This window comes from Halomonas campaniensis (assembly GCF_002211105.1).
Classification (GTDB): Bacteria; Pseudomonadota; Gammaproteobacteria; order Pseudomonadales; family Halomonadaceae; genus Vreelandella; species Vreelandella campaniensis_A.
In genome coordinates, this window is sequence record NZ_JPUA01000034.1 from 218,184 (window position 1) to 238,239 (window position 20,056).

The 20,056-nt window shown below is 57.4% G+C and carries 15 protein-coding genes; 12 read left to right on the forward strand and 3 right to left on the reverse strand.

Translation table 11 applies throughout. The annotated features are described in order from the left end of the window. Window positions 1-63: 63 nt before the first annotated feature. Genes JI62_RS13535 through smc form a run of 5 tightly spaced genes read left to right on the forward strand, consistent with a single transcriptional unit; the run spans window position 64 to window position 7,812 of the window. Complete coding sequence (locus JI62_RS13535) at window positions 64-2,073, forward strand: heme lyase CcmF/NrfE family subunit (protein WP_088700659.1); 2,010 nt, start codon at window positions 64-66, stop codon at window positions 2,071-2,073. Next, on the forward strand, window positions 2,070-2,597 hold the full coding sequence (locus JI62_RS13540; protein ID WP_088700660.1) for a DsbE family thiol:disulfide interchange protein: 528 nt from the start codon (window positions 2,070-2,072) through the stop codon (window positions 2,595-2,597). Before JI62_RS13535 ends, JI62_RS13540 begins: the two co-directional genes overlap by 4 nt. Continuing rightward, window positions 2,588-3,058, forward strand: coding sequence for a cytochrome c-type biogenesis protein (locus tag JI62_RS13545; RefSeq protein ID WP_088700661.1), 471 nt, complete (start codon window positions 2,588-2,590; stop codon window positions 3,056-3,058). Before JI62_RS13540 ends, JI62_RS13545 begins: the two co-directional genes overlap by 10 nt. Next, on the forward strand, window positions 3,055-4,293 hold the full coding sequence (gene ccmI, locus JI62_RS13550) for a c-type cytochrome biogenesis protein CcmI (RefSeq protein ID WP_088700662.1): 1,239 nt from the start codon (window positions 3,055-3,057) through the stop codon (window positions 4,291-4,293). The genes JI62_RS13545 and ccmI overlap by 4 nt, the downstream gene beginning before the upstream one ends. Window positions 4,294-4,317: 24 nt before the next feature. Continuing rightward, on the forward strand, window positions 4,318-7,812 hold the full coding sequence (gene smc / locus JI62_RS13555; protein ID WP_088700663.1) for a chromosome segregation protein SMC: 3,495 nt from the start codon (window positions 4,318-4,320) through the stop codon (window positions 7,810-7,812). 12 nt (window positions 7,813-7,824) lie between these two features. Here the strand turns inward: smc and JI62_RS13560 are convergent, their stop codons facing one another. Further along, a complete protein-coding gene (locus JI62_RS13560; RefSeq protein WP_088700664.1) occupies window positions 7,825-8,994 on the reverse strand; it encodes a mandelate racemase/muconate lactonizing enzyme family protein in 1,170 nt (389 codons plus the stop codon). A gap of 98 nt (window positions 8,995-9,092) precedes the next feature. Between JI62_RS13560 and JI62_RS13565 the strand changes: the two genes are divergently transcribed. From JI62_RS13565 to JI62_RS13580, 4 genes are all read left to right on the forward strand, one after another. Next, complete coding sequence (locus tag JI62_RS13565; RefSeq protein ID WP_088700665.1) at window positions 9,093-9,983, forward strand: LysR family transcriptional regulator; 891 nt, start codon at window positions 9,093-9,095, stop codon at window positions 9,981-9,983. Between the two features lie 440 nt (window positions 9,984-10,423). Continuing rightward, window positions 10,424-12,328, forward strand: coding sequence for a cell division protein ZipA (gene zipA / locus JI62_RS13570; RefSeq protein WP_088700666.1), 1,905 nt, complete (start codon window positions 10,424-10,426; stop codon window positions 12,326-12,328). A gap of 142 nt (window positions 12,329-12,470) precedes the next feature. Next, window positions 12,471-14,504: an NAD-dependent DNA ligase LigA gene (ligA, locus tag JI62_RS13575; protein ID WP_088700667.1), complete on the forward strand. Its 2,034-nt coding sequence runs from the start codon at window positions 12,471-12,473 to the stop codon at window positions 14,502-14,504. Beyond that, entirely contained in the window at window positions 14,504-14,779 is a 276-nt protein-coding gene (locus tag JI62_RS13580; RefSeq protein ID WP_035576829.1) for a YheU family protein, read from the forward strand. Before ligA ends, JI62_RS13580 begins: the two co-directional genes overlap by 1 nt. Before the next feature lie 9 nt (window positions 14,780-14,788). Here JI62_RS13580 and mnmC read toward each other — a convergent pair whose 3' ends face one another. Then, the gene (gene mnmC, locus JI62_RS13585; RefSeq protein ID WP_088700668.1) at window positions 14,789-16,822 is read right to left on the reverse strand and encodes a bifunctional tRNA (5-methylaminomethyl-2-thiouridine)(34)-methyltransferase MnmD/FAD-dependent 5-carboxymethylaminomethyl-2-thiouridine(34) oxidoreductase MnmC; all 2,034 of its coding nucleotides are present in this window, start codon (window positions 16,820-16,822) and stop codon (window positions 14,789-14,791) included. Window positions 16,823-16,980: 158 nt separating this feature from the next. After that, window positions 16,981-17,280 carry a YciI family protein gene (locus tag JI62_RS13590; RefSeq protein WP_088700669.1) on the reverse strand — a complete coding sequence of 100 codons (300 nt, stop codon included), beginning with the start codon at window positions 17,278-17,280 and terminating at the stop codon, window positions 16,981-16,983. A 144-nt stretch (window positions 17,281-17,424) separates the two neighbouring features. Between JI62_RS13590 and JI62_RS13595 the strand changes: the two genes are divergently transcribed. From JI62_RS13595 to JI62_RS13605, 3 genes are all read left to right on the forward strand, one after another. Then, window positions 17,425-18,345, forward strand: coding sequence for a PHP domain-containing protein (locus JI62_RS13595; RefSeq protein WP_088700670.1), 921 nt, complete (start codon window positions 17,425-17,427; stop codon window positions 18,343-18,345). Between the two features lie 57 nt (window positions 18,346-18,402). Continuing rightward, a complete protein-coding gene (locus JI62_RS13600) occupies window positions 18,403-19,026 on the forward strand; it encodes an L-threonylcarbamoyladenylate synthase (protein WP_035576837.1) in 624 nt (207 codons plus the stop codon). A 191-nt stretch (window positions 19,027-19,217) separates the two neighbouring features. After that, window positions 19,218-19,994, forward strand: a complete 777-nt coding sequence (locus tag JI62_RS13605) for a 5'-nucleotidase, lipoprotein e(P4) family (protein ID WP_088700671.1) — start codon at window positions 19,218-19,220, stop codon at window positions 19,992-19,994. The last annotated feature ends 62 nt before the right edge of the window (window positions 19,995-20,056 follow it).

Consider the following 20,056-nt stretch of genomic DNA (forward strand, 5'->3'; position numbering starts at 1 on the left):
GTACACCAAAACAGTAGAACCAGGGTTAGGCTTTTTACCAAATAAGCCCCAAGCGGAGCACACATGCTTATCAAACTGATCCCTGAAATTGGCCACTTTGCCCTCATCATCGCACTGCTAATGGCGGCGGTGCAGGCGGTGATGCCGCTGGCCGGTGCGGCGACTCGACGCCCACTGTGGATGGCCTATGGTCAGCCCATGGCGGTGGGGCAGTTTGTGTTTATTGCCATTGCCTACGTCTGTTTGACCGCCAGCTATATGCTGGACGACTTTAGCGTGGCGAACGTGGCCAACAACTCCAACTCGCTGCTGCCCTGGTACTACAAGTTCAGCGCGGTCTGGGGCAACCATGAAGGGTCGGTGCTGCTGTGGAGCTTTATGCTCGCGGGCTGGGGTTTTGCGGCCAGTCTATTTACCGGCAACCTGCCGCGGGATATGGTCGCGCGGGTAATGGGCGTGATGGGCATGGTTTGCGTCGGCTTTTTGCTGTTTATTCTGATCACCTCGAACCCCTTCGAGCGGCTGCTACCCGATATGCCCCAGGATGGCGCCGACCTTAACCCGCTGTTGCAAGACTTCGGGCTGGTGGTGCATCCGCCGATGCTCTACATGGGCTATGTGGGCTTTTCCGTGGTGTTTGCATTTGCCATTGCTGCGCTGATGGGCGGGCGTTTAGACGCGGCCTGGACGCGCTGGGCACGGCCGTGGACGAATATCGCCTGGGCGTTTCTGACCGTAGGTATCGCGCTGGGCAGCTGGTGGGCCTATTACGAGCTTGGCTGGGGTGGCTGGTGGTTCTGGGATCCGGTCGAAAACGCGTCGCTACTGCCCTGGCTGACGGGCACCGCGCTGGTTCACTCGCTGGCAGTCACCGAAAAACGTGGCTCGTTTAAGAGCTGGACCGTGCTGCTGGCGATCTCGACCTTCTCGCTATCACTGATGGGCACCTTCCTGGTGCGCTCTGGGGTGCTGACCTCGGTGCATGCGTTTGCCAACGACCCGGCCCGCGGTTTCTTTATTCTGATGCTGCTGGCCATTACGGTAACGCTGTCGTTGCTGGTGTTTGCCCTACGCGCACCACGGGTGAGTCATAAAGTAGGCTTTAACTGGCTCTCCCGGGATGCGCTGCTGCTGGTTAATAATATCTTTCTGGTGATTATGACCGTCACCGTGCTACTGGGTACCGTCTATCCGCTGATTCTGGATTCTCTGGGGCTGGGCAAAATCAGCGTGGGCCCGCCCTACTTTAATGCCCTGTTTGTGCCGCTTACCGTGGTGATGTGTATCTTTATGGGGCTCGGCTCGGTAACGCGTTGGAAGAGCATGGCGGCAAGGGATCTGATTCGGAAACTCTGGCTAGCAGGTGTGGCCGCGTTGGTGATCGGCCTATTAATGCCGCTGCTCTACCGCGGCGAGTGGAACCTGTTTGTCTCCCTGGGTATCGTCTCTGCGCTCTGGATTGTGCTGCCGATGGTGCGGGATGTGTTTGATAAAACCCGCCACGCCAGTTCGTTTATCGCCGGTGTGCGTAAACTCTCTCTGGCATACTGGGGCATGGTGTTGGGGCATATCGGCGTTGCCGTGACTATCGTAGGCGTGACGGTCGTCTCCAACTACAACATCGAGCGCAACGTACGCATGTCGCCGGGCACCACGGTGGAAGTCGCCGGCTATCAGTTCACCATGACCGAGCTAACCGAACGGCGCGGGGCCAACTTCCTGGCGGATACCGCCATGCTTCAGGTTCAGCGAGGCGACTCAGGCCGCAGCTTTACCATGCGGCCTGAAAAGCGTCTTTACCTGGCCACCGGTATGCCGATGACTCAAGTGGCCCTGCGCCCAGGGCTGTTCCGCGACCTCTATGTCGCCATGGGTGAAGACCTTGGCGATGGCAGTTGGGCGATGCGGGTACAGTACAAGCCGTTCGTCCGCTGGCTCTGGCTGGGTGGCCTGCTGATGGCGTTCGGCGGCGTGCTGGCAGTGCTCGACAAACGCTATCGTCGCAACGTGGTCACCCGTGAAGCGCCGAAAGTGGTCAGTGAAGGCAGTCCCGCGCGGGAGGCCACGGTATGAAGCGACGGCTACTGCTACTTCTGCTGCCGGTGGGGTTTTTAGGCCTGGCGCTGTTCTTTTATCAAGGCCTCTCGCTGGATCCCTCCCAGCGTGACTCAGCGCTGATGGCGCGGGAGTTTCCGAGCTTTGACGCTACCACACTGCGTGATGAAAATCGCCGCGTTGACCAAACGCTATTAGAAGGCGAAGTGACCCTGGTGAATGTTTGGGGCGAGTGGTGCCCCGCCTGTAAGCAGGAGATGCCACAACTGCTGGAGCTGGCTGACCGTGGCATTCGTATGGTGGGGGTCAACTACCGCGATACCCGGGAGAAAGGCATGCAGTTTCTCAGCGAATTTGGCGATCCGTTTGAGGTGAATATTTTTGACCCAGAAGGCGAGCTAGGTTTTGATCTTGGCGTCTACGGTGCCCCGGAGACGTTCCTGGTCGATGCCGACGGAATCATTCGCTATCACCATAAAGGCTATGTTTCCCCCCAAGACGTGCGCGAACGCATTCTGCCGGAGGTGGAGAAATGGCGCTAATGCGAACCATGGCAGCGTTACTACTGTTGTTCATAGCGTTTGGCGCAGTGGCAGGCGGTATCGAGCTGCGCGAATTCGATGACCCGGTCATGGAGAAACGCTATCACGATTTAACCGCTTCCATGCGCTGTCCGCTGTGTGAAAACCAAGCCATTGACGATTCCGACGCTCCCATTTCGGCAGATATGCGCGACCGGGTTTATCAACTGCTGCAAGACGGCCAGTCGGATATCGAAATTATCAATCATATGGTGCAGCGATTTGGCGAATATATTCTCTATAACCCCCGTTTAGAGAGCCGTACCTATCTGCTTTGGGGCCTGCCCATCGGCTTGGTATTGCTCGGGGCTATTGTGGTCGTACTGATGATTCGTGCCCGCCGTAACGCCTCTGCTAAAGCGTTGAGCCCCGAAGAGCGCCAACGTATAGAAGCGCTGACTAACCGTAAGAGGTCTTCATGACGCTGCTCTGGATTGCGATTGCCGTTTTACTGGTTCCCGCGCTGTGGCTGCTGGTTTCGCCGCTCAGAAACGCGCGTTCCCTGCATGACCAGCAGCGCGATTTTGAAGCCAACGACACCTCCGCCGAGCAGAACGTGGCGATTTTTAAACGCCGCTTGGCGTCACTGGAAGCCGCGCGTGAACGCGGCGATATAGATGCTGCACGCTTTGAGGAAGACCGGCTGGAACTTGAGCGCAGTCTGCTGGAAGACACTGCTTTTCGCGAGCGTCGGCCGCTAAAGGCTGCCAGCGCCGGCCGTATTGTCGTGCCTGTGGTGATGCTCGCTGTGGTCGCTGTTAGCGTCATTTGGTATCAGCAAAAGGGCGCCGAGGGAGACCTGGTGCTGCTGGCCGTGCAGCAAGAAGTGCGCAACGACCCTGATGGGTCGCTCGCCATGTATATCGAACGCATGGAGGAGCAGGCCGAGCGTCAGCCGGATAATCCCAACGTGTGGAGCACACTGTTTCCGCTCTACCGGGAAACCGGACAAATGCCCAAGGCGGTGGACGCCCTGGAGCGCCTGATCGAGATTGAAGGGCGCATTCCACCGCTGCTGGCGCAGTTGGCGCAAATTCGTTTCTTTATGGCTGAGCGCGAGCTGACCGACGAAGTACAAGCGTTGGTCGATGAGACGTTGGAGCAGGATCCCCGCCAGCCCACCGTGCTGGGCTTGCTGGGCATTAATGCCTTTGACAACGGCGATTACGAGCAGGCTATTGACCACTGGCGCCGGGCCATCGCCAATATTGAGGATCCCAACACCGTCTCCTCGCTGCGCGACGGCATTCGTGTGGCTCAGGAGCGCATGGGCATTGAACCCGAAGAGGCCGTTGCCGAGGGCAATGGTATTCGGGTACGCGTTGGGTTAGACAGCGAACTTGCTGGGCGCGTTGACGATAATGACAGCGTGTTTATTACCGCCCGCGATATTGAGGGTGAGTTGCCGCCCCTCGCCGTGGTGCGCGCCCAGGTATCTGAGCTGCCCATGACGGTGACGCTAGATGACAGCGCTGCTATGTCGCCCCAGGCGCAGATCTCCCAGGTGCGAGAAGCGCGCTTAATAGTGCGTGTTTCTCCCTCTGGCCAAGCAACGCCCCAACCGGGGGATCTGTTTGGCGACCTTGATAGCGTCAGCATTGGGCCTATTGATGACGCGGAGGCGGTTGAAGTGGTGATTAACCGTGTCTTTGAATAATCGCAACGGGAACGCCGCTTCGGTATGCGCTTAACGTCGATTCGCTTAGTCGGGTTTAAATCCTTTGTGGATCCGGTCACGGTGCCTTTCGATGGCAATATGACCGCCATCGTGGGCCCCAACGGCTGTGGTAAATCCAATATTATTGACGCCGTTCGCTGGGTCATGGGGGAGTCCTCCGCCAAAACCCTGCGCGGCGAATCCATGGCCGACGTTATCTTTAACGGCTCCACCGGCCGTAAACCGATCAGCCAGGCGTCCATAGAGCTCAAGTTCGATAACCGCGACGGCGGCATGGGCGGCGTTTACGCCCAGTACGCGGAAATTGCCGTTAAGCGTTTGGTCACCCGGGATGGGCAATCCAACTACTTCTTTAACGGCCAAAAATGCCGCCGCCGCGATATCGCCGACCTGTTTATGGGCACCGGCCTGGGGCCGCGCTCCTACGCGATTATCGGCCAGGGCATGATCTCGCGACTGATCGAAGCCCGCCCCGACGACCTGCGCTCGACGCTTGAAGAGGCCGCGGGTATCTCCAAGTACAAGGAGCGCCGCCGGGAAACCGAAAACCGCATGCGACGCACTCAGGAGAACCTGGAGCGTCTTGACGATATTCGCGAAGAGCTGGATAAACAGCTAGAGCGTCTCAAGCGTCAGGCCGAAGCCGCCAAACGCTATCAAGATCTCAAAGAACAGGAGTATCGGCTCAAGGGCGAGCTGGCGCTGCTGCGCGGGCGCGCCCTGCGTGCCGAGCAATCGCAGCAAGAGAGCCGCGTCCGCGAATTGGAAATAGCCGTTGAAAAAGATGTTTTCGGCGTGCGCCAGTGCGAAACCCGCCTGGAGCAGGCCCGAGAGCAGCACGACGAGCTTTCTGAGGTGCTCGACCGCCACCAGCAGCAGTTCTTTGAAACCACTACGCGCATCGCCCGTTTAGAGCAGGATCAGGCCCACCGGCGCAGCCGTGAAACCCAGCTGGCCAGCGACATCGCCACGGCTCGGCGCGAATTGGACGAGCAGCGCCGCGTTAGCGAAGGCGATCAGCAACGCTTAGCCGCCATTGACGAACGCTTTGACGATCTGCTCCCCGAGCATGAAGCGCTGGAGGAGCAGCTCGAAAGCCTGGAGCAGGCGCTGGCCGACGCTTCCCCCGCGCTGGAAGCCGCCGAGCAGCAGTGGGCCGATGCCGAAACCCGCTGGCGGGATGCCAGCCGCGATGCGGATCGCAGCCAGGATCAGCTGCGCGACCTTGAGCAACGTATTCAGCGTTTGCAGGCGGAAAATCAGCGCCGCCGTCAGCAGCGCAGCGAGGTAGCCGATCTCACCGCGCTGCGCGAAGAGCACGCCGTATGCCAGGCCCAGTTGACGGCGGCCGAGGAGCAGGCGGAAGGTTTTCAAACCCAGCGCGATCAATGGCAGCAGCGCTACGGTGATGCTAAAGCAGCCTATCAGCAGGCCACTCAGGCGCGGGATAGTCAGCGCGCTGAACTCAGTCAGCGCCAGGGTGAGTTGGCCTCACTTCAAGCACTCATCGACGCTGCCTTGGTGGATCACGATCCTGCTATTGGCACGACCTTGGAAGCGCATGGCCTGGCGGATGCCCCGCAGCTGGGTGAAGTGCTGCAAGTCGAACCCGGTTGGGAAACGCTGGTCTCCTGGCTGCTCGCGCCCTGGCTCAATGCCCGCCTGGTGGATCGCCACCAACTGGCCGCTTTACCTGAAGCCCTAGCCACGGAGTGGCGGCTGATTGATCAAACACCGCCCGCCGCCTCAACTTCTGGCCAGCGTTTGGACAGTTTGGTCAAAGGCGCTGGTGCGTTGGGCGAATGGTTAGCAAGCATTCACTATACGCAAACGGCAGAAGAAGCGGAGGCGCAGGTAGCGCACCTTGCTCCCGGTGAAAGCGTGGTAAGCCAGGATGGCGTTTGGCTGGGCCGCGGCTGGCTGAACCAGCAGGCCAACGGTGAAGGCATTGATGGGCTGCTATTAACCCGCCGCCGCTTCGCCGAACTGACTGCCCAACGCGAAAGTGAAGAGGAAGCGCTGGCGCTCGCTGAAGCGCAGTGTGAAACCGCCAGTGAGAGCATTGAAACGCTGGAGCAGGCCCGTGAGCAGCAGGCCGAACAGGAGCGCGCCCACGCCGCCACCTTGCAACAGCTGGCGGTAAAAGAGCGCAGCCTGGCCCAGCGGCTGGAGCATCTTGAAAGTCGCGCCACTGAACTCGATGAAGAGCTCGCCCAGCTGCAAGAGGATGAAGCGGAGTTAGCGCTTACCATCGACGAGCAGCGCGCCCGCTGGCATGTGGCGATGGAGCAGTTAGAGAGCGCGACGCAAGCGCGGGAAACCAGCGCCGAGCAGCGCAACCGGCAGCGTGAGGCACGTGATCAGCTAACCCAACAGCTCGCTCCGCTCAAAGCTCAGCAACAGGCGTTGGCGCTGGAGCGCGAACGCTTAAGCGCCGAGCGCGATAGCCTGCGTTCCCAGCAGGCGCGTTCGAGTGACTCTGAAGAGCGGCTCTCGCTGCGGATTGCCGAGCTGGAAGAGTCGCGGGAAATGCTGCTTGAGCCCGACGAACTGGCGGGAGAAGAGCTCGAGGAGCTGCTGCACCAGCGCGAGCAGCAGGAGGGGCGCTTAAATGCCACGAAACAGCAGGCTCAGGGGCTGGCAGAGCAGCTGCGCAACGATGAACTAGCCCGCCAGCAGCACGAGCGCAACCTGGAACAGAGCCGCGAGCAGCTACAGCAGCGGCGAATGGATGCCCAGGCGCTGGCACTCAAAGCCGCGACTCAGGACGAACAGCTGGCTGAATTAGGACATAACGTCGAAACCCTCACCGAGCAACTGCCTCAGGAAGCCACTGAGACACGTTGGCAGGAGCGTCTGGAAAGCACCACCGACAAGATTCGCCGCCTGGGGGCGATCAACCTTGCTGCTATTGAAGAGTACGACCAGCAGGCCGAACGGCGTAACTATCTGGAAGCGCAGCATGCTGAGCTGACCGAAGCGCTGGAAACCCTTGAACGGGCAATTAAGCGCATCGATCAGGAGACCCGCGTACGTTTCCGGGAAACCTTTGATCAGGTGAACACTGGGCTACAAACCCTTTTCCCGCGGGTATTTGGTGGCGGTGCCGCCTGGTTAACGCTAACCGGCGATGACCTGTTGGAAACCGGCGTGGCGATTATGGCCCGCCCGCCGGGTAAGAAAAACAGCACCATTCATCTGCTCTCGGGCGGCGAGAAGGCGCTCACCGCGCTGTCGCTGGTATTCGCGATCTTTCAGCTTAATCCCGCGCCGTTCTGTATGCTGGATGAGGTGGATGCCCCCTTGGACGACGCCAACGTGGGCCGCTATGCCCGGTTAGTGAAAGAGATGTCTGAAAACGTTCAGTTTATCTACATCACCCACAATAAAATCGCCATGGAAGCCGCCGAGCGCCTGATGGGGGTCACCATGCAAGAGCCCGGCGTCTCGCGGTTAGTCTCGGTAGGTATTGAAGAGGCGGCAGCGTTGGTTGATTAAGCCCCTTCGTCTTTAACCTTCACCAAGCTCGCGCATTACCGCATAAAGCGTCGACTTCGCTTCAAAGCCCACGCCGGGAATATCGGGCAGCCCCACATAGCCATTCTCCACTCGAATACCATCCGCAAAGCCGCCAAAGGGCTGGAAAACGTCCGGGTAGGATTCGTTGCCGCCTAGCTGTAAACCCGCGGCAATATTCAGCGACATCTGGTGGCCGCCGTGGGGAACCACGCGGCGCGATGACCAGTCAAGCTCATCCATCACTTCTAGGGTACGCATATACTCCACTAAGCCGTAGGAGAGTGCGCAATCAAACTGCACATAGTCGCGGTCGGCACGCATACCACCGTGGCGGAGCAAGTTGCGCGCATCCTGATGTGAGAACAGGTTCTCACCGGTGGCCATAGGCAGCTCGTAGTGGTTGGCAAGCTCTGCTTGAAGGGCATAGTCGAGTGGGTCGCCAGCCTCCTCGTACCAGAACAGCTTGTAGGGCTTTAGCGCTTCGGCGTAGGCGATAGCGGTGGCTTGGTCAAAACGACCATTGGCGTCCACGGCTAAGCGACTACCATCACCAACGACCTTGATGACCGCTTCGATTCGGCGTAGATCCTCTTCTAACGATGCAGCACCGATTTTCATTTTGACCACACTATAGCCACGATCCAAGTAACTGCGCATTTCATCCTGTAGTTTGCTGTGATCCTTGCCAGGGTAGTAATAGCCGCCTGCCGCATAGACCCACACTTTGTCGTCTGTCTGGCCATTACGGTAACGATCAGCCAGCAGCCGATAGAGTGGCTTACCTTCAATTTTGGCTACCGCATCCCAAACGGCCATGTCGATTGTGCCTACCGCTACGGAGCGCTCACCGTGGCCACCGGGCTTTTCATTGGTCATTAAGGTTTTCCAGATCGCAAAGGGATCAAGATTGTTATTCGCTTGATCAATAAGGCTTTCAGGGTCGGCTTCGCTAATACGGTCAAAAAAACGCTCGCGCATCAGCGCACCCTGTCCATAGCGGCCGTTAGAATTAAACCCGTAGCCAATCACAGGCTTACCGTCACGGATCACATCCGTGACCACGGCAACAAGTGAGCAGGTCATTTTGGAAAAATCGATATAGGCATTGGCAATGGGCGAAGCGATAGAAACGGTTTTCTCGCGAATTTCAACGATGCGCATGGTGTGCTCCTGAGTGGTGAACAGCTCCACATTAAGCGTGACAATACAGCGCGACCAATGCTATTACTGCGCTACCCCATGCTGAAACGGCATTGCTCATGGAACTTGTTTGGCTCGAAGATTTTATCGCCCTGGCAGAACACGGCAGTTTCGTACGGGCAGCAGAAGCGCGACATATCACACAGCCAGCGTTCAGCCGCCGCATTCGCTCGTTAGAGCAGTGGATGGGGGTCAGCCTATTTATACGGACACCCCAGGGCACCACGCTTACCGAAGCTGGTAGTCATATTCAAGCCAGAGCGTTTGAAGCGACAAATCGCCTGTATCGACTGCGCGAAGAAGCACAAGAGGTGGCCGGTAAAGCGGCAAAGACCCTTCAGTTCGCCGCCACTCATTCGCTCTCTTTTACCTTTTTTCCGCGCTGGATTCGCCAAGCCGAGAATGGCGCGCCGATTGAAACGATCCAACTTCACTCAGACAGCATGCAGGGCTGCGAGCAACTTTTGGTGCGTGGCGAGGTGCCATTTTTGCTCTGTCATCGCCATCCTGAGGTGCCTTCGCCATTGACCCAGGAGCACTTTGTGAGTCAAAACGTGGGCGACGACATCCTGATAGCGCTAGTCGCCCGCTCGTTACTGGAGAGCAACCCTGCCAACCAATTGCCTTATTTGGCCTATACGGAAGCGTCGGGCCTTGGGCGCATTGTGGCTCACCGTTTATACGACAATGGCGAGGTGTTAGCGCTTAAAGCACAGTTTAGTAGCCACCTGGCCGCCGTATTGATGTCGATGGCATTAGAGGGGAAAGGAGTAGCTTGGTTGCCAAAAAGCCTTGCAGAGCAAGAAATTAGCGATGGCCGATTGGTGCGGGCGTTTGATGAAAGCTGGGATATCCCGTTGCAAATCCATCTCGTGAGGCCAGTAGCCCCATTAAGCGTTGCGGCCGAAAACTTCTGGGCGCGAGTAACAGATCAGCGTGAACGCGATTAACATTGAGAGATTGATGCTAGGCTAAAAGCGTAAAAAAATATCCCCAAGCCTCCAACTTAACTATATTACCCTTAGTAATAGAGCGCTTGGGATGGTTAAACGGCTTATAGAGAAAATATGCACTGGTAGGTGAGTTGGTTGTCAAAACGGCTTTTCTTGCTTCCAGGATTCCTTTATAAAGCTATTTATAGATGTTAGATCAAATGATCGTGGCACTTTTGTTTGAAGTTAAGGTCGAAATTTCTCGCCTTAAGGCGTCTCAAAATTTTCCAAGCCGTGAAAATCGCGTTAAATGCAGCAAAAATTGGCCATTTTCACTATAATCGCGCTATGCTTGGTGGCAAGCACTTATTAAATAGCAGTTACAGTTATCAAATTCAGGCATGCCTTTTTAGACCCTGTGCCTTAGCAAACGGCAAGACGACCATGGAACGTTCGACATGGAACTAAGAGAGTGGCTAATCATATTAGGGCTGGCGTTGGTATCGCTCATCGTTATTGACGGTGCGCGAAGGCTTCAACGTCAGCGACGTGTACCCCGTCTGGATCAGGCGGAGAAAGATCTTTCCGGCAGTTCGCTAGATGATCCCGAAGAGGCTGCTAAAGCCGCGGAGATCAATTGGGAACTTCCTAATGGCGGTGCTCGAGTTGTTAAACCCGCAGACTATAGTGGCTTAGGTAATAAACCAAAGTTAGAACGTCAAGAGCACCCTGGGCCCTCTAGGGTGCTTTCTGAGTTTAGACGTTCGGCCTCTGCTAAAGCGGCAAAACGCAAAGCAGATAAGGCAGAGAAACGGGATAGAGCCGGATCAGTTGCAAAACCAGCGCCAAGTGTTGCCGTTAATAGTGCTGCTGCTAAGACAGCCGCTAAACCGGAGGTTAAGGCAGAGCAGCCAGTGGCTTCTACCTCGGCTACTTCTACCGCTGTGCCGACTGAACATGAGCGTCGCGAACCCAGTATCTCCATGACGGACTCTTTGCAAAATGAGTCTTTGCAAACTGAAACGTTGCAACCCAAGGCGGCTATATCTTCGCAGCCGGATCCATCTTCGCAACCAGATCCATCTTCACAATCGGAATCCTACACCGAGCAGCCTGCTTATTCTGCTGCTGCCACGCCAAGTCCGTCAGTGGCAGAAATGAATGCTGAAGAGCCTCACTCTGTCGCTGCGGAGAAGCCACCGTTTACCGCTAACGAAACCGCTGTCAGTGAAACGGCCGCCAGTGAAGCCAATAGTGAAATGGCGCTGCCACGCTCCGAGCAAGAGCCTGTACTGCGGGTAGAGCCTGAAGACGCGGTATTTGCCAAACATGCCAATCAGCACTCATCACCTAAACGGCGTCAACTGCGCTCTGATACAGTGGGCGAATACGACGAGTTGGACGATGATGAAGTTGATGAGTATCGCCTGGTCGACTTTGAAGGTATGGGGCGCTCGCTAAAACGTCGTTTGATTGCGCGGCGTAAAGAGAAACAGCGTAAGAAAGCTGAGAAAGCGGTGCGTGATCAAGCCTTGGCCAAGCAGAAGGCCGAACGCAAAGCGCTGGAAGCAGAGCAGAAGCGTGAAGCCAAAGAGGCCGCTGAAGCAGAGCGCGCCCGCCTCGCTCAAGAGCAGGCCCTAGCTCGTGAAGAACGAAATCGTGAAGCAGCGGCGGCCAGTGCGGCCGCTGCAGATAGGCTCGCTGCCCAGCAGCGTGCTGTCGATGAAGAAGCGCTTCGCTATGAAGGCAGTGAGTATGCCGCCCACGAAGAGGGTTTTGAAGAGAGCTTTGGCGTTGATGACCGCCACGCTGAAAGCGAGCTTGGAGTGAATGAGAGTGTCCGCATACATCCAACGCTGGAAAAAGCCCTGCGCCACGATGTAAGCGGTGAACACGCCAAGGAAACGCTTTCCAATGCTGAAGAAGTCGTTGTCATTAGCGTTCTCTCTAGAGACCCCGAAGGTTTCGACGGTACCAAACTGCTGGAACTGATGATGGTTTGCGGGTTGCGCTACAGTAGTGCAATGGGTGTTTTCCACCGCTTTGAAACCGAGAGTGATGATAGCGAACTGCAGTTCTCGATGGTCAACGTGGTGAAACCAGGCACTTTCCCCATCGAAGAGATGGGTGAGTTTATGACCCCTGGTATCACGCTGCTGATGCCGCTACCCGGCGCTATTGATAGCTCAGCCGCCTTTGAGGCGATGGTAGAAACCGCCATGGTCGTGGTTCGCCATATGGGCGGAGAGCTTAAAGACGAAAACCGTAGTGTGATGACCGCACAAACAATCGAATTCGCCCGCCAGCGAGTGCGAGAGTTTGAGCGTCGCCATAGGCTACATCGTCAGATGCAAGCGCGCTAAACGTCGACCATTAACTGACGACGCATCAGTTGCTGCGTAACACCCGCCTTCTTGCCAGAAGGCGGGTGTTTCTGTTCAATACGCAGCACATTTTGTATTTTCAAATTTTTGCACTTTTGCTGCGAGTCTGGAACCCATTCAAATGAGTCAGTCTGATTCTCAACCGCTGGAAGAGATTACCCAACTGCGGGCCGCCCTGGACGAGGCCAACTACCGTTACTACGTGCTCGATGAACCGACGCTCACGGATGCCGACTACGATCGCAAATTTCAGCGCTTACAGCAGTTGGAGGCTGAGCACCCCGAGTTGGTCACTCCCGATTCGCCCACTCAGCGTGTTGGGGCCGCCCCTGCGGATGGCTTTCCTTCGGTGGCCCATGCAATCCCCATGCTGTCGCTGGATAACGCCTTTAGCCGTGATGATATCCACGCCTTTGCCGAGCGCGTTGCTGAGCGCCTAGAGTGCAAGGCAGATGACCTTGAGTTTACCTGCGAACCAAAATTGGACGGCGCAGCCGTCTCGCTGGTCTATGAGCAAGGCATGCTGGTAAGTGGAGCCACCCGGGGCGATGGCCGCACCGGTGAAGGTATTACCTCTAACCTGCGCACGCTGCGTTCGGTGCCGCTCAAGCTGATAGGTAAAAACGTGCCCGCGCTGTTAGAAGTACGCGGTGAGGTCATAATGCGCCATGCGGGCTTTGAGGCGCTGAACGAGCGCGCCCGGGAAGAGGGCAGCAAGGTCTTTGCCAATCCGCGCAACGCGGCGGCAGGCAGCCTGCGCCAGTTGGATCCGCGCATCACTGCAAAACGCCCGCTAGAGTTTCACGCCTATCAGGCTGCACGCCTGGAGCCGGATTTAGGTGATACTGCGCACAGCGAATTAATGCAGCGTTTGTCCACGTTAGGCTTTCGCGCCAGTTCAGAGTTGAAGGTGGTCAAAGGCCCGCAGGCGGTTGCCGATTACTGTGAACAGTTGGGCGAAAAGCGCGACGACTTAGGTTTTGATATCGACGGCGTGGTGATCAAGGTGAACGATCTGCGCCACCAGCGTGAACTAGGCTTTGTTGCCCGCGCGCCGCGCTGGGCGGTGGCGTTTAAGTTCCCGGCTCAAGAAGAGGTCACCACGCTTAACGATGTGGAGTTCCAGGTCGGCCGTACCGGAGCGATTACGCCCGTGGCCCGCCTGGAACCGGTCTCCGTAGCCGGTGTGACGGTGTCTAACGCGACACTGCACAACGCTGATGAGATCAAACGCTTGGATGTCATGATCGGCGATACGGTGTCGATACGCCGGGCCGGTGATGTGATTCCCCAAGTGGTGAGCGTGAATACCGAGCTACGGCCAGCGGATGCCAGGGCGATCGTTTTTCCCGAGCACTGCCCGGTGTGCGGTTCGGATATCGAGCGTATTGAAGGCGAAGCGGTCGCTCGCTGTTCGGGTGGGCTTTACTGCGCGGCGCAGCGTAAAGAAGCGCTCAAGCATTTCGCCAGTCGCAAAGCGCTGGATATTGACGGTTTGGGCGAAAAGCTGATCGTGCAGTTAGTTGATTTGGATTGGGTGGAGTCCCCGGCGGCGCTGTTTCACCTGACAGTAGAGCAGCTTAAAAGCCTGCCGCGTATGGGCGAGAAGTCAGCTACCAACTTGGTCAACGCGCTAGAAACCGCTAAGTCGACCACCTTGGCGCGGTTTATTTATGCATTAGGTATTCGTGAAGTAGGCGAGGCGACGGCGGCCAATCTCGCCAACCACTTTGGCACCCTGGACGCCATTCAAGCCGCTGATTTGGAAGCGCTGGAAGCGGTCAATGATGTCGGCCCGATTGTGGCCGCCCATGTGCATACTTTCTTCCGCCAACCGCACAACCAGGAAACCATTGCCGCGCTGATTGAAGCAGGCATTACCTGGCAGGAGGCGGAAGTCACCCAAGGCCCCACGCCGCTGGAAGGCCAGACCTGGGTGCTTACCGGTTCTCTGGAGAGTATGACCCGGGATGAGGGCAAGGCGCGTTTGCAGGCGCTGGGTGCCAAGGTGGCGGGCAGTGTGTCGAAGAAGACTACCTGCCTGGTCGCAGGCGAAGCGGCGGGCAGTAAACTTACCAAAGCCGAACAGATGGGGGTGGAAGTTGTGGACGAAGCCACCTTTATCGAACGTTTGGCAGAGTGGGAGCAGCGTTAATGAGCCGTTTTATTGAAGTACCTGCCCGAATGCTGCCACCGGACACCCTCAATGCCCTGCTGGAGGCGTTTGTGACCCGCCAGGGCTACGATACCACTGACACCACGGGCGAGGGCATGCACGGCTGGGTAGTTGAGCTGAAAAAGCAGCTTGAGCGCAATGAGCTGATTATCGCCCACGACCTTGAGCTAGAAATGACCGAAGTGATGACCCTGGCTCAGTGGCGTTCGTTTGGCCGCGATATCGCCGACGACGAGGAAGAGGGCGATATTTAAGCCTTTCCTCTATTTGTTTTCACCCCGAATAATCGCGCTGATTATCCGCCGCCCTGGGTGTAAATGGTCGACCAACGGTGCCTCCAGCGGCATTGGCTCATCGCAGATTCGTGAGGCGATTACCTCGGCACAGAGCGGCGCGCTGGCGAGCCCACGCGAGCCGTGGGCGGTGGATATCCACAGGCCGGGATAGTGCCTGCCAGGTGTCTCCGCCACGCGGGTGGCATCCTTGCTCAGCAGCGAATAGTCTTCCCGCCACGCTTCTGCCACCGGCACCGGCCCTGCGTAAGGGGTTTTGTCGGGGCTTGCTGCACGCACAGCGGCGCGACCCTTAAGGTGTTCCGGCGTTAGCTCAATGCCTGCCTGTTCCAATTCTTCTACCAGCGCCGGCAGCGTTTGGCGCAGCTCATCGATATTGCGCTGGTGGTCTTCAGCCGTGACATCAGTCGTCGCTTTATTGGGGACGAAGCTAGCGCCGAAGGTCAGCACGCCATCTAGAGCAGGCGCTACATAGCCGCCAGCACATACGACGCGTTTAGGGCCCGCCATCTCATCGGGTAGCGTTAGCTCGCTAATCTGGCCACGCACCGACTGCAGCGGCAGCTCAGCAGTTTGTGAAAAACGATTGGCCAAATGGGCGCTGGCAATCACCACCTGATCCGCCATCAACATGCTGCCATCGGCCAAGTTGAGCTGCCATCCGGTCTCTCGCTGGGTAAGGGAGCTAACCTCACCTTGCTGCAAGCTAATGCCTGGTTGGCTAAGCAAGTGCTCACACAGCGCCTTGGGCCTTACCCAGCCTGCCTGTGGATAATAAAGCCCGTGAGGTGCGCTAACGGTGATTGCCGCCGTCTCGGTTAATGTCGGGTTATCCATGCCCGTGACGACTTCAGGTGGCAGCGGGTGTTGCTCGATAAAGCGCTGCTGGCGGCGCGCCTCTTTATCGCTGCTTGCTAGCTGCACCACGCCGCAGGGCTGCCATAAGGTTTGGTTAGCGTGTTGTTGCGCCAACCAGCGCTGGCTATACAGCAGTCCAGCGAGATACACCCGGCTTTGGTGATTGGTCTCAGCGGCGAGCTTTACATACAGCGCGCCCTGGCGATTACCCGAACCGCCTGCACCGGGCGCCTCGCGCTCGACCACCGTTACCTTAATGCCCCGCCGTGCCAACGCTGCCGCTACGCTGCTTCCCGCCAACCCGGCGCCGACAATTGCGACATGCATGGCAGCGTGCTTCTCAGCATGCTTTGAGAAAGCCGCAGGCGGTAGGGTAAACCAGGGCGTGGCCTGGCGTCGGTGATCCGCAGGCGGGGTTTCGATACTGCCCGCTAGCATTTCCCGCTTGCGGCCATAGCCCGGCACTTTCTTCCAGTTAAAGCCCGCCGCTTTCAGGCCCCGCTTAACGATGCCTGCGCAGGTAAAGGTGGCGAAAGTTGCACCGGGGCGAGAACGCGCGGCCATGGCGTTAAACAATTCAGGCTGCCACATATCGGGGTTTTTAGACGGTGCAAAGCCGTCTAAAAACCAAGCGTCGACCCGGCCATCCAACTGCTCCAGGCGCTCAGTGGTATCGCCAAAATGCAGATCAAGGGTGACGCGATCGGTTAAGTGCAGGCGGTGAATACCGCTCACAGCGGCGGGCCACTGGGCGCAGAGTGTCTGTGCATAAGTCGCCAGCGAGGGCCAGCTCGCTAATGCTTGTTCAAGGGCGCCTAGCTCAAGGGGAAACTTCTCTGTGGATAACAGATGCAGCCGTGCACTGGGTGGCGCATGTTGCTCAAAACAGGCCCAGGCGCAGAGCATATTGAGCCCGGTGCCAAAGCCTGTTTCGCCAATCACAAAGGGCCGCGCGGCTTCCCAGGCGGCAAAACGCTCGGGAAGGTGGTTGGCGCCTAGAAAAACATGCTCGGTCTCTGCGCGCCCGTCACCACGGGTGAAATAGATGTCATCAAACGCTGTTGCGTGGGGGGCGCCCTCGTTCCAGGTAAGGGTTGGCATCGTTAATGCCGCAAGCGGTGGCAAAGCGTTTGAACGTTGGGTCACGCAGGTATCCGTATTGATGAACAGGTGGTTAAAAAATGATCAATTTGTCAGCGCTGGCGTTATCTCTGGCTTAGCGCAAAGCGTCCGCCGGGTTTGCACAGAGTTTTCCACAGGCTCTGTGAAAAAGCCGGCGAACCCTCCACACTCGCTTATTGGCGTCAAGGCATAACTTTCTTGAACGGCTTAACAATTACCTTGGCATACACCCCTGCAATCATGTATGGGTCGGCGTCGGCCCAGGCCTGGGCATCTTCCAGGCTGTCGAATTCCGCCACTACCAAGCTGCCGGAAAAGCCTGCATCACCAGGATTTTCAGCGTCGATGGCAGGGTGGGGGCCTGCCAGTACCACGCGGCCTTCATCACGCAGCGCTTCCAGGCGCGCCAAGTGGTCGGGCCGAGCCGCCAAGCGACGCTCTAAGCTATTGGGTACATCTTCACTCATAATGGCATACAGCATTTAGGTATAACTCCTTGATAAGACGAGGATGGAAAGTAACCGTTAATTGACCGCACTGGCATAAGCGCGCACCATATCTTACCCATTGCAAAGGGGTTATTCACAGCTGAAAAGCGCATTCTGACAAACTGGCCACACGGCGTCATGCTTATGCCTCGACTTCCCACTACCTTTGATGCCGATCAGCGCTACCCAGTTGATTTGCACATGCACTCAACCGCTTCCGATGGCGCCTTAACGCCCACCGAGCTGGTAACCCTGTGTGCTGAACGCGGGCTGACGCACATGTCGCTCACCGATCACGATACCATGGACGGCATTGAAGAAGCGGGCCACGCGGCGGGGCAAGCAGGGCTGTGTCTTATCCCCGGCTGTGAGTTATCCACACGCTGGCAGGGCGTCAATATCCATGTGGTGGCGCTGATGCCCGGTGGCTTGCAGGGAGCGCTGGTGGAAGGCCTGATTCAGCAGCGTGAAGCGCGGATTCAGCGTGCAGCAGTGATCGCCGAAAGGCTGGAAAAAGTCGGTTTATCCAACGCGCTGGAAAAAGCGCGACTGCACGCAGGCAGTGATCGCCCGCTAGGCCGCCCGGACTTTGCCCGCGCGCTGGTGGCGGAAGGCGTGGTGCCCGACTGGGCCAGCGCCTTCAAGCGCTATCTGGGCAGCGGCAAAAAGGGCGATGTTAAAGCTCACTGGCCGGAAATTAGCGAAGCGGTGGGCTGGATTGTCGATTCCGGAGGCGTCGCGGTCATTGCCCATCCACTGCGCCACGGTTTAACCCGGCGTAAGCGTGGCCTGTTGATGGATACCTTCCAGGCGGCGGGCGGCCAAGCGGTCGAACTGGTCAGCGGCCAGCAGAACCCGGACAGCACCCGCGACCTGGCGCGTCAGCTAGTGGAGCGCGACCTTTATGCCTCCATGGGCAGCGATTTTCACTTCCCTGGCAGTCATGCGGCCCCCGGTAGCATGAGCCTAGTGCCGCGCACGGCGGCGCCACCCATATGGCAGCATCCCCGGTTGGTTCACCTGCGCGATGCTCCGCCAGGCAGGCTGGAAGCGGGATGATTCGCTTAGCGCTTAAGCTATGCTGTAATGAATAATGCCTACGGATAGGAGTAAGTAATGAGTCAATATTTTCAGATTCACCCGGAAAACCCCCAGAAGCGCCTCATCGACCAGGCGATTGCGATCATTCGTAAAGGCGGTGTGGTCGCGTACCCCACCGATTCGGGCTATGCCCTTGGCTGCCACCTGGGTGAGAAAAAAGCCATCGAGAAGATTAAGTGGATACGTTCGCTGGACGATAAACACAACTTCACCCTGGTGTGCTCAGATCTTTCGGAAATTGGCACCTACGCCAAGGTGGATAACGATGTGTTCCGGTTGCTGAAAGCCCACACCCCAGGGCCTTACACCTATATTCTGGATGCTACCTCAGAAGTGCCGCGCCTGCTGCTGCACCCCAAGCGTCGCTCCATTGGCGTACGCGTGCCGGATCACCGCATTACCCACGCATTATTGGCCGCACTGGGTGAGCCATTGATGAGCGTCACGTTGATTCCGGTGGGCGATGACCTGCCCATGAACGACCCGGAAGAGATCCGCGAGCGTTTTGGCGCCCACCTGGATGCCATTATCGACGGCGGCGCCTGCCATTTAGACCCCACCAGCGTCATCGACCTACGCGAACTGCCGCCGAAAATCATCCGTGAAGGGCGCGGCGATATCTCTCCTTTCGTCGTTTAAAAGCACACTTCAAGACAAATCCCCGGTTCGTAATATTAGTGAACGGGGGATTTTTTTCTGTTTTTAGTTATTTGATTGTTCAATGAAAATAAAATATGATCCTTACGGTTCTTTTCGATAATAAATCGTAATCCTTTAAGGCGAGGAATCGCCTCGTCTTTTTGAGATTGCCTATCCCTGGAGATCATTCAATGACGATGCCATTCCCTTCTCGCCTCTGCACCCTTGCAGCCCTAGCCAGCCTTGCCGCTTTACCACTGACCAGCCACGCGGATAGCGATGACGCAGAAATGTGTGCCCAGGAAGCCTATGCAATGGGCCTGCGCTATCAACAGCAGTCTGCTGAAGCCGCTGCTCTGCAGCGTCAGGGTTTTGCCCTCGCCACCTACCGGCTTGAAGATCAGATTGAGGCGCATGGCGGCAGTGATGGCTTAGCGATCATTACCGACCTGGATGAAACGGTACTGGATAACAGCGCGCTGTTGGTTCGCGATATGCAGGCGTGCCACGACTACACCACCTGGGATACATGGAAGCATTGGGAGCGTGAAGGCGAGCCGCGTTTAATGCCGGGGGCCAAAGACTTCCTGGATTACGCGGACGAGCAGGGCGTGGCCATTTTTTATGTCTCTGATCGCTACCAGGAGAACGAGGCCGACACTATCGCCACCTTGGAAGCGCTAGAGCTGCCCCAGGTCTCTGAACAGAGTGTGATGTTGCTGGGGCCTGCCAAGGCGGAGCGCCGCGCGGAAGTGGTGGATAACCACACCCTGGTGATGCAGCTGGGTGATTCCCTTCATGATTTCGCGGGTGACTTCGCGGGCGCCGACCTTGATCAGCAGCATGCACTTGTTGAGGAGAATGCCGAGCGTTTTGGCAACGACTGGATCGTGTTCCCCAACGCTACCTATGGCGCCTGGAGCGAGGCTGAGTTAGACGCCTGGGAAGCCCCACACGAAGTGGAGTGATCGGTTAAATAACTACTCTGTACCGCACTGAATAAACGTTGCGCGCCCCTGGTTTGGCTATC

Coding starts and splice junctions, on each gene's coding strand:
- JI62_RS13560 (WP_088700664.1), bottom strand. CDS start 8,994: ATGCGCATCGTTGAAATTCGCGAGAAAACCGTTTCTATCGCTTCGCCC.
- smc (WP_088700663.1), top strand. CDS start 4,318: ATGCGCTTAACGTCGATTCGCTTAGTCGGGTTTAAATCCTTTGTGGAT.
- JI62_RS13535 (WP_088700659.1), top strand. CDS start 64: ATGCTTATCAAACTGATCCCTGAAATTGGCCACTTTGCCCTCATCATC.
- JI62_RS13600 (WP_035576837.1), top strand. CDS start 18,403: ATGAGTCAATATTTTCAGATTCACCCGGAAAACCCCCAGAAGCGCCTC.
- zipA (WP_088700666.1), top strand. CDS start 10,424: ATGGAACTAAGAGAGTGGCTAATCATATTAGGGCTGGCGTTGGTATCG.
- JI62_RS13565 (WP_088700665.1), top strand. CDS start 9,093: ATGGAACTTGTTTGGCTCGAAGATTTTATCGCCCTGGCAGAACACGGC.
- ligA (WP_088700667.1), top strand. CDS start 12,471: ATGAGTCAGTCTGATTCTCAACCGCTGGAAGAGATTACCCAACTGCGG.
- JI62_RS13595 (WP_088700670.1), top strand. CDS start 17,425: ATGCTTATGCCTCGACTTCCCACTACCTTTGATGCCGATCAGCGCTAC.
- JI62_RS13580 (WP_035576829.1), top strand. CDS start 14,504: ATGAGCCGTTTTATTGAAGTACCTGCCCGAATGCTGCCACCGGACACC.
- JI62_RS13540 (WP_088700660.1), top strand. CDS start 2,070: ATGAAGCGACGGCTACTGCTACTTCTGCTGCCGGTGGGGTTTTTAGGC.
- JI62_RS13590 (WP_088700669.1), bottom strand. CDS start 17,280: ATGCTGTATGCCATTATGAGTGAAGATGTACCCAATAGCTTAGAGCGT.
- ccmI (WP_088700662.1), top strand. CDS start 3,055: ATGACGCTGCTCTGGATTGCGATTGCCGTTTTACTGGTTCCCGCGCTG.
- JI62_RS13545 (WP_088700661.1), top strand. CDS start 2,588: ATGGCGCTAATGCGAACCATGGCAGCGTTACTACTGTTGTTCATAGCG.
- JI62_RS13605 (WP_088700671.1), top strand. CDS start 19,218: ATGACGATGCCATTCCCTTCTCGCCTCTGCACCCTTGCAGCCCTAGCC.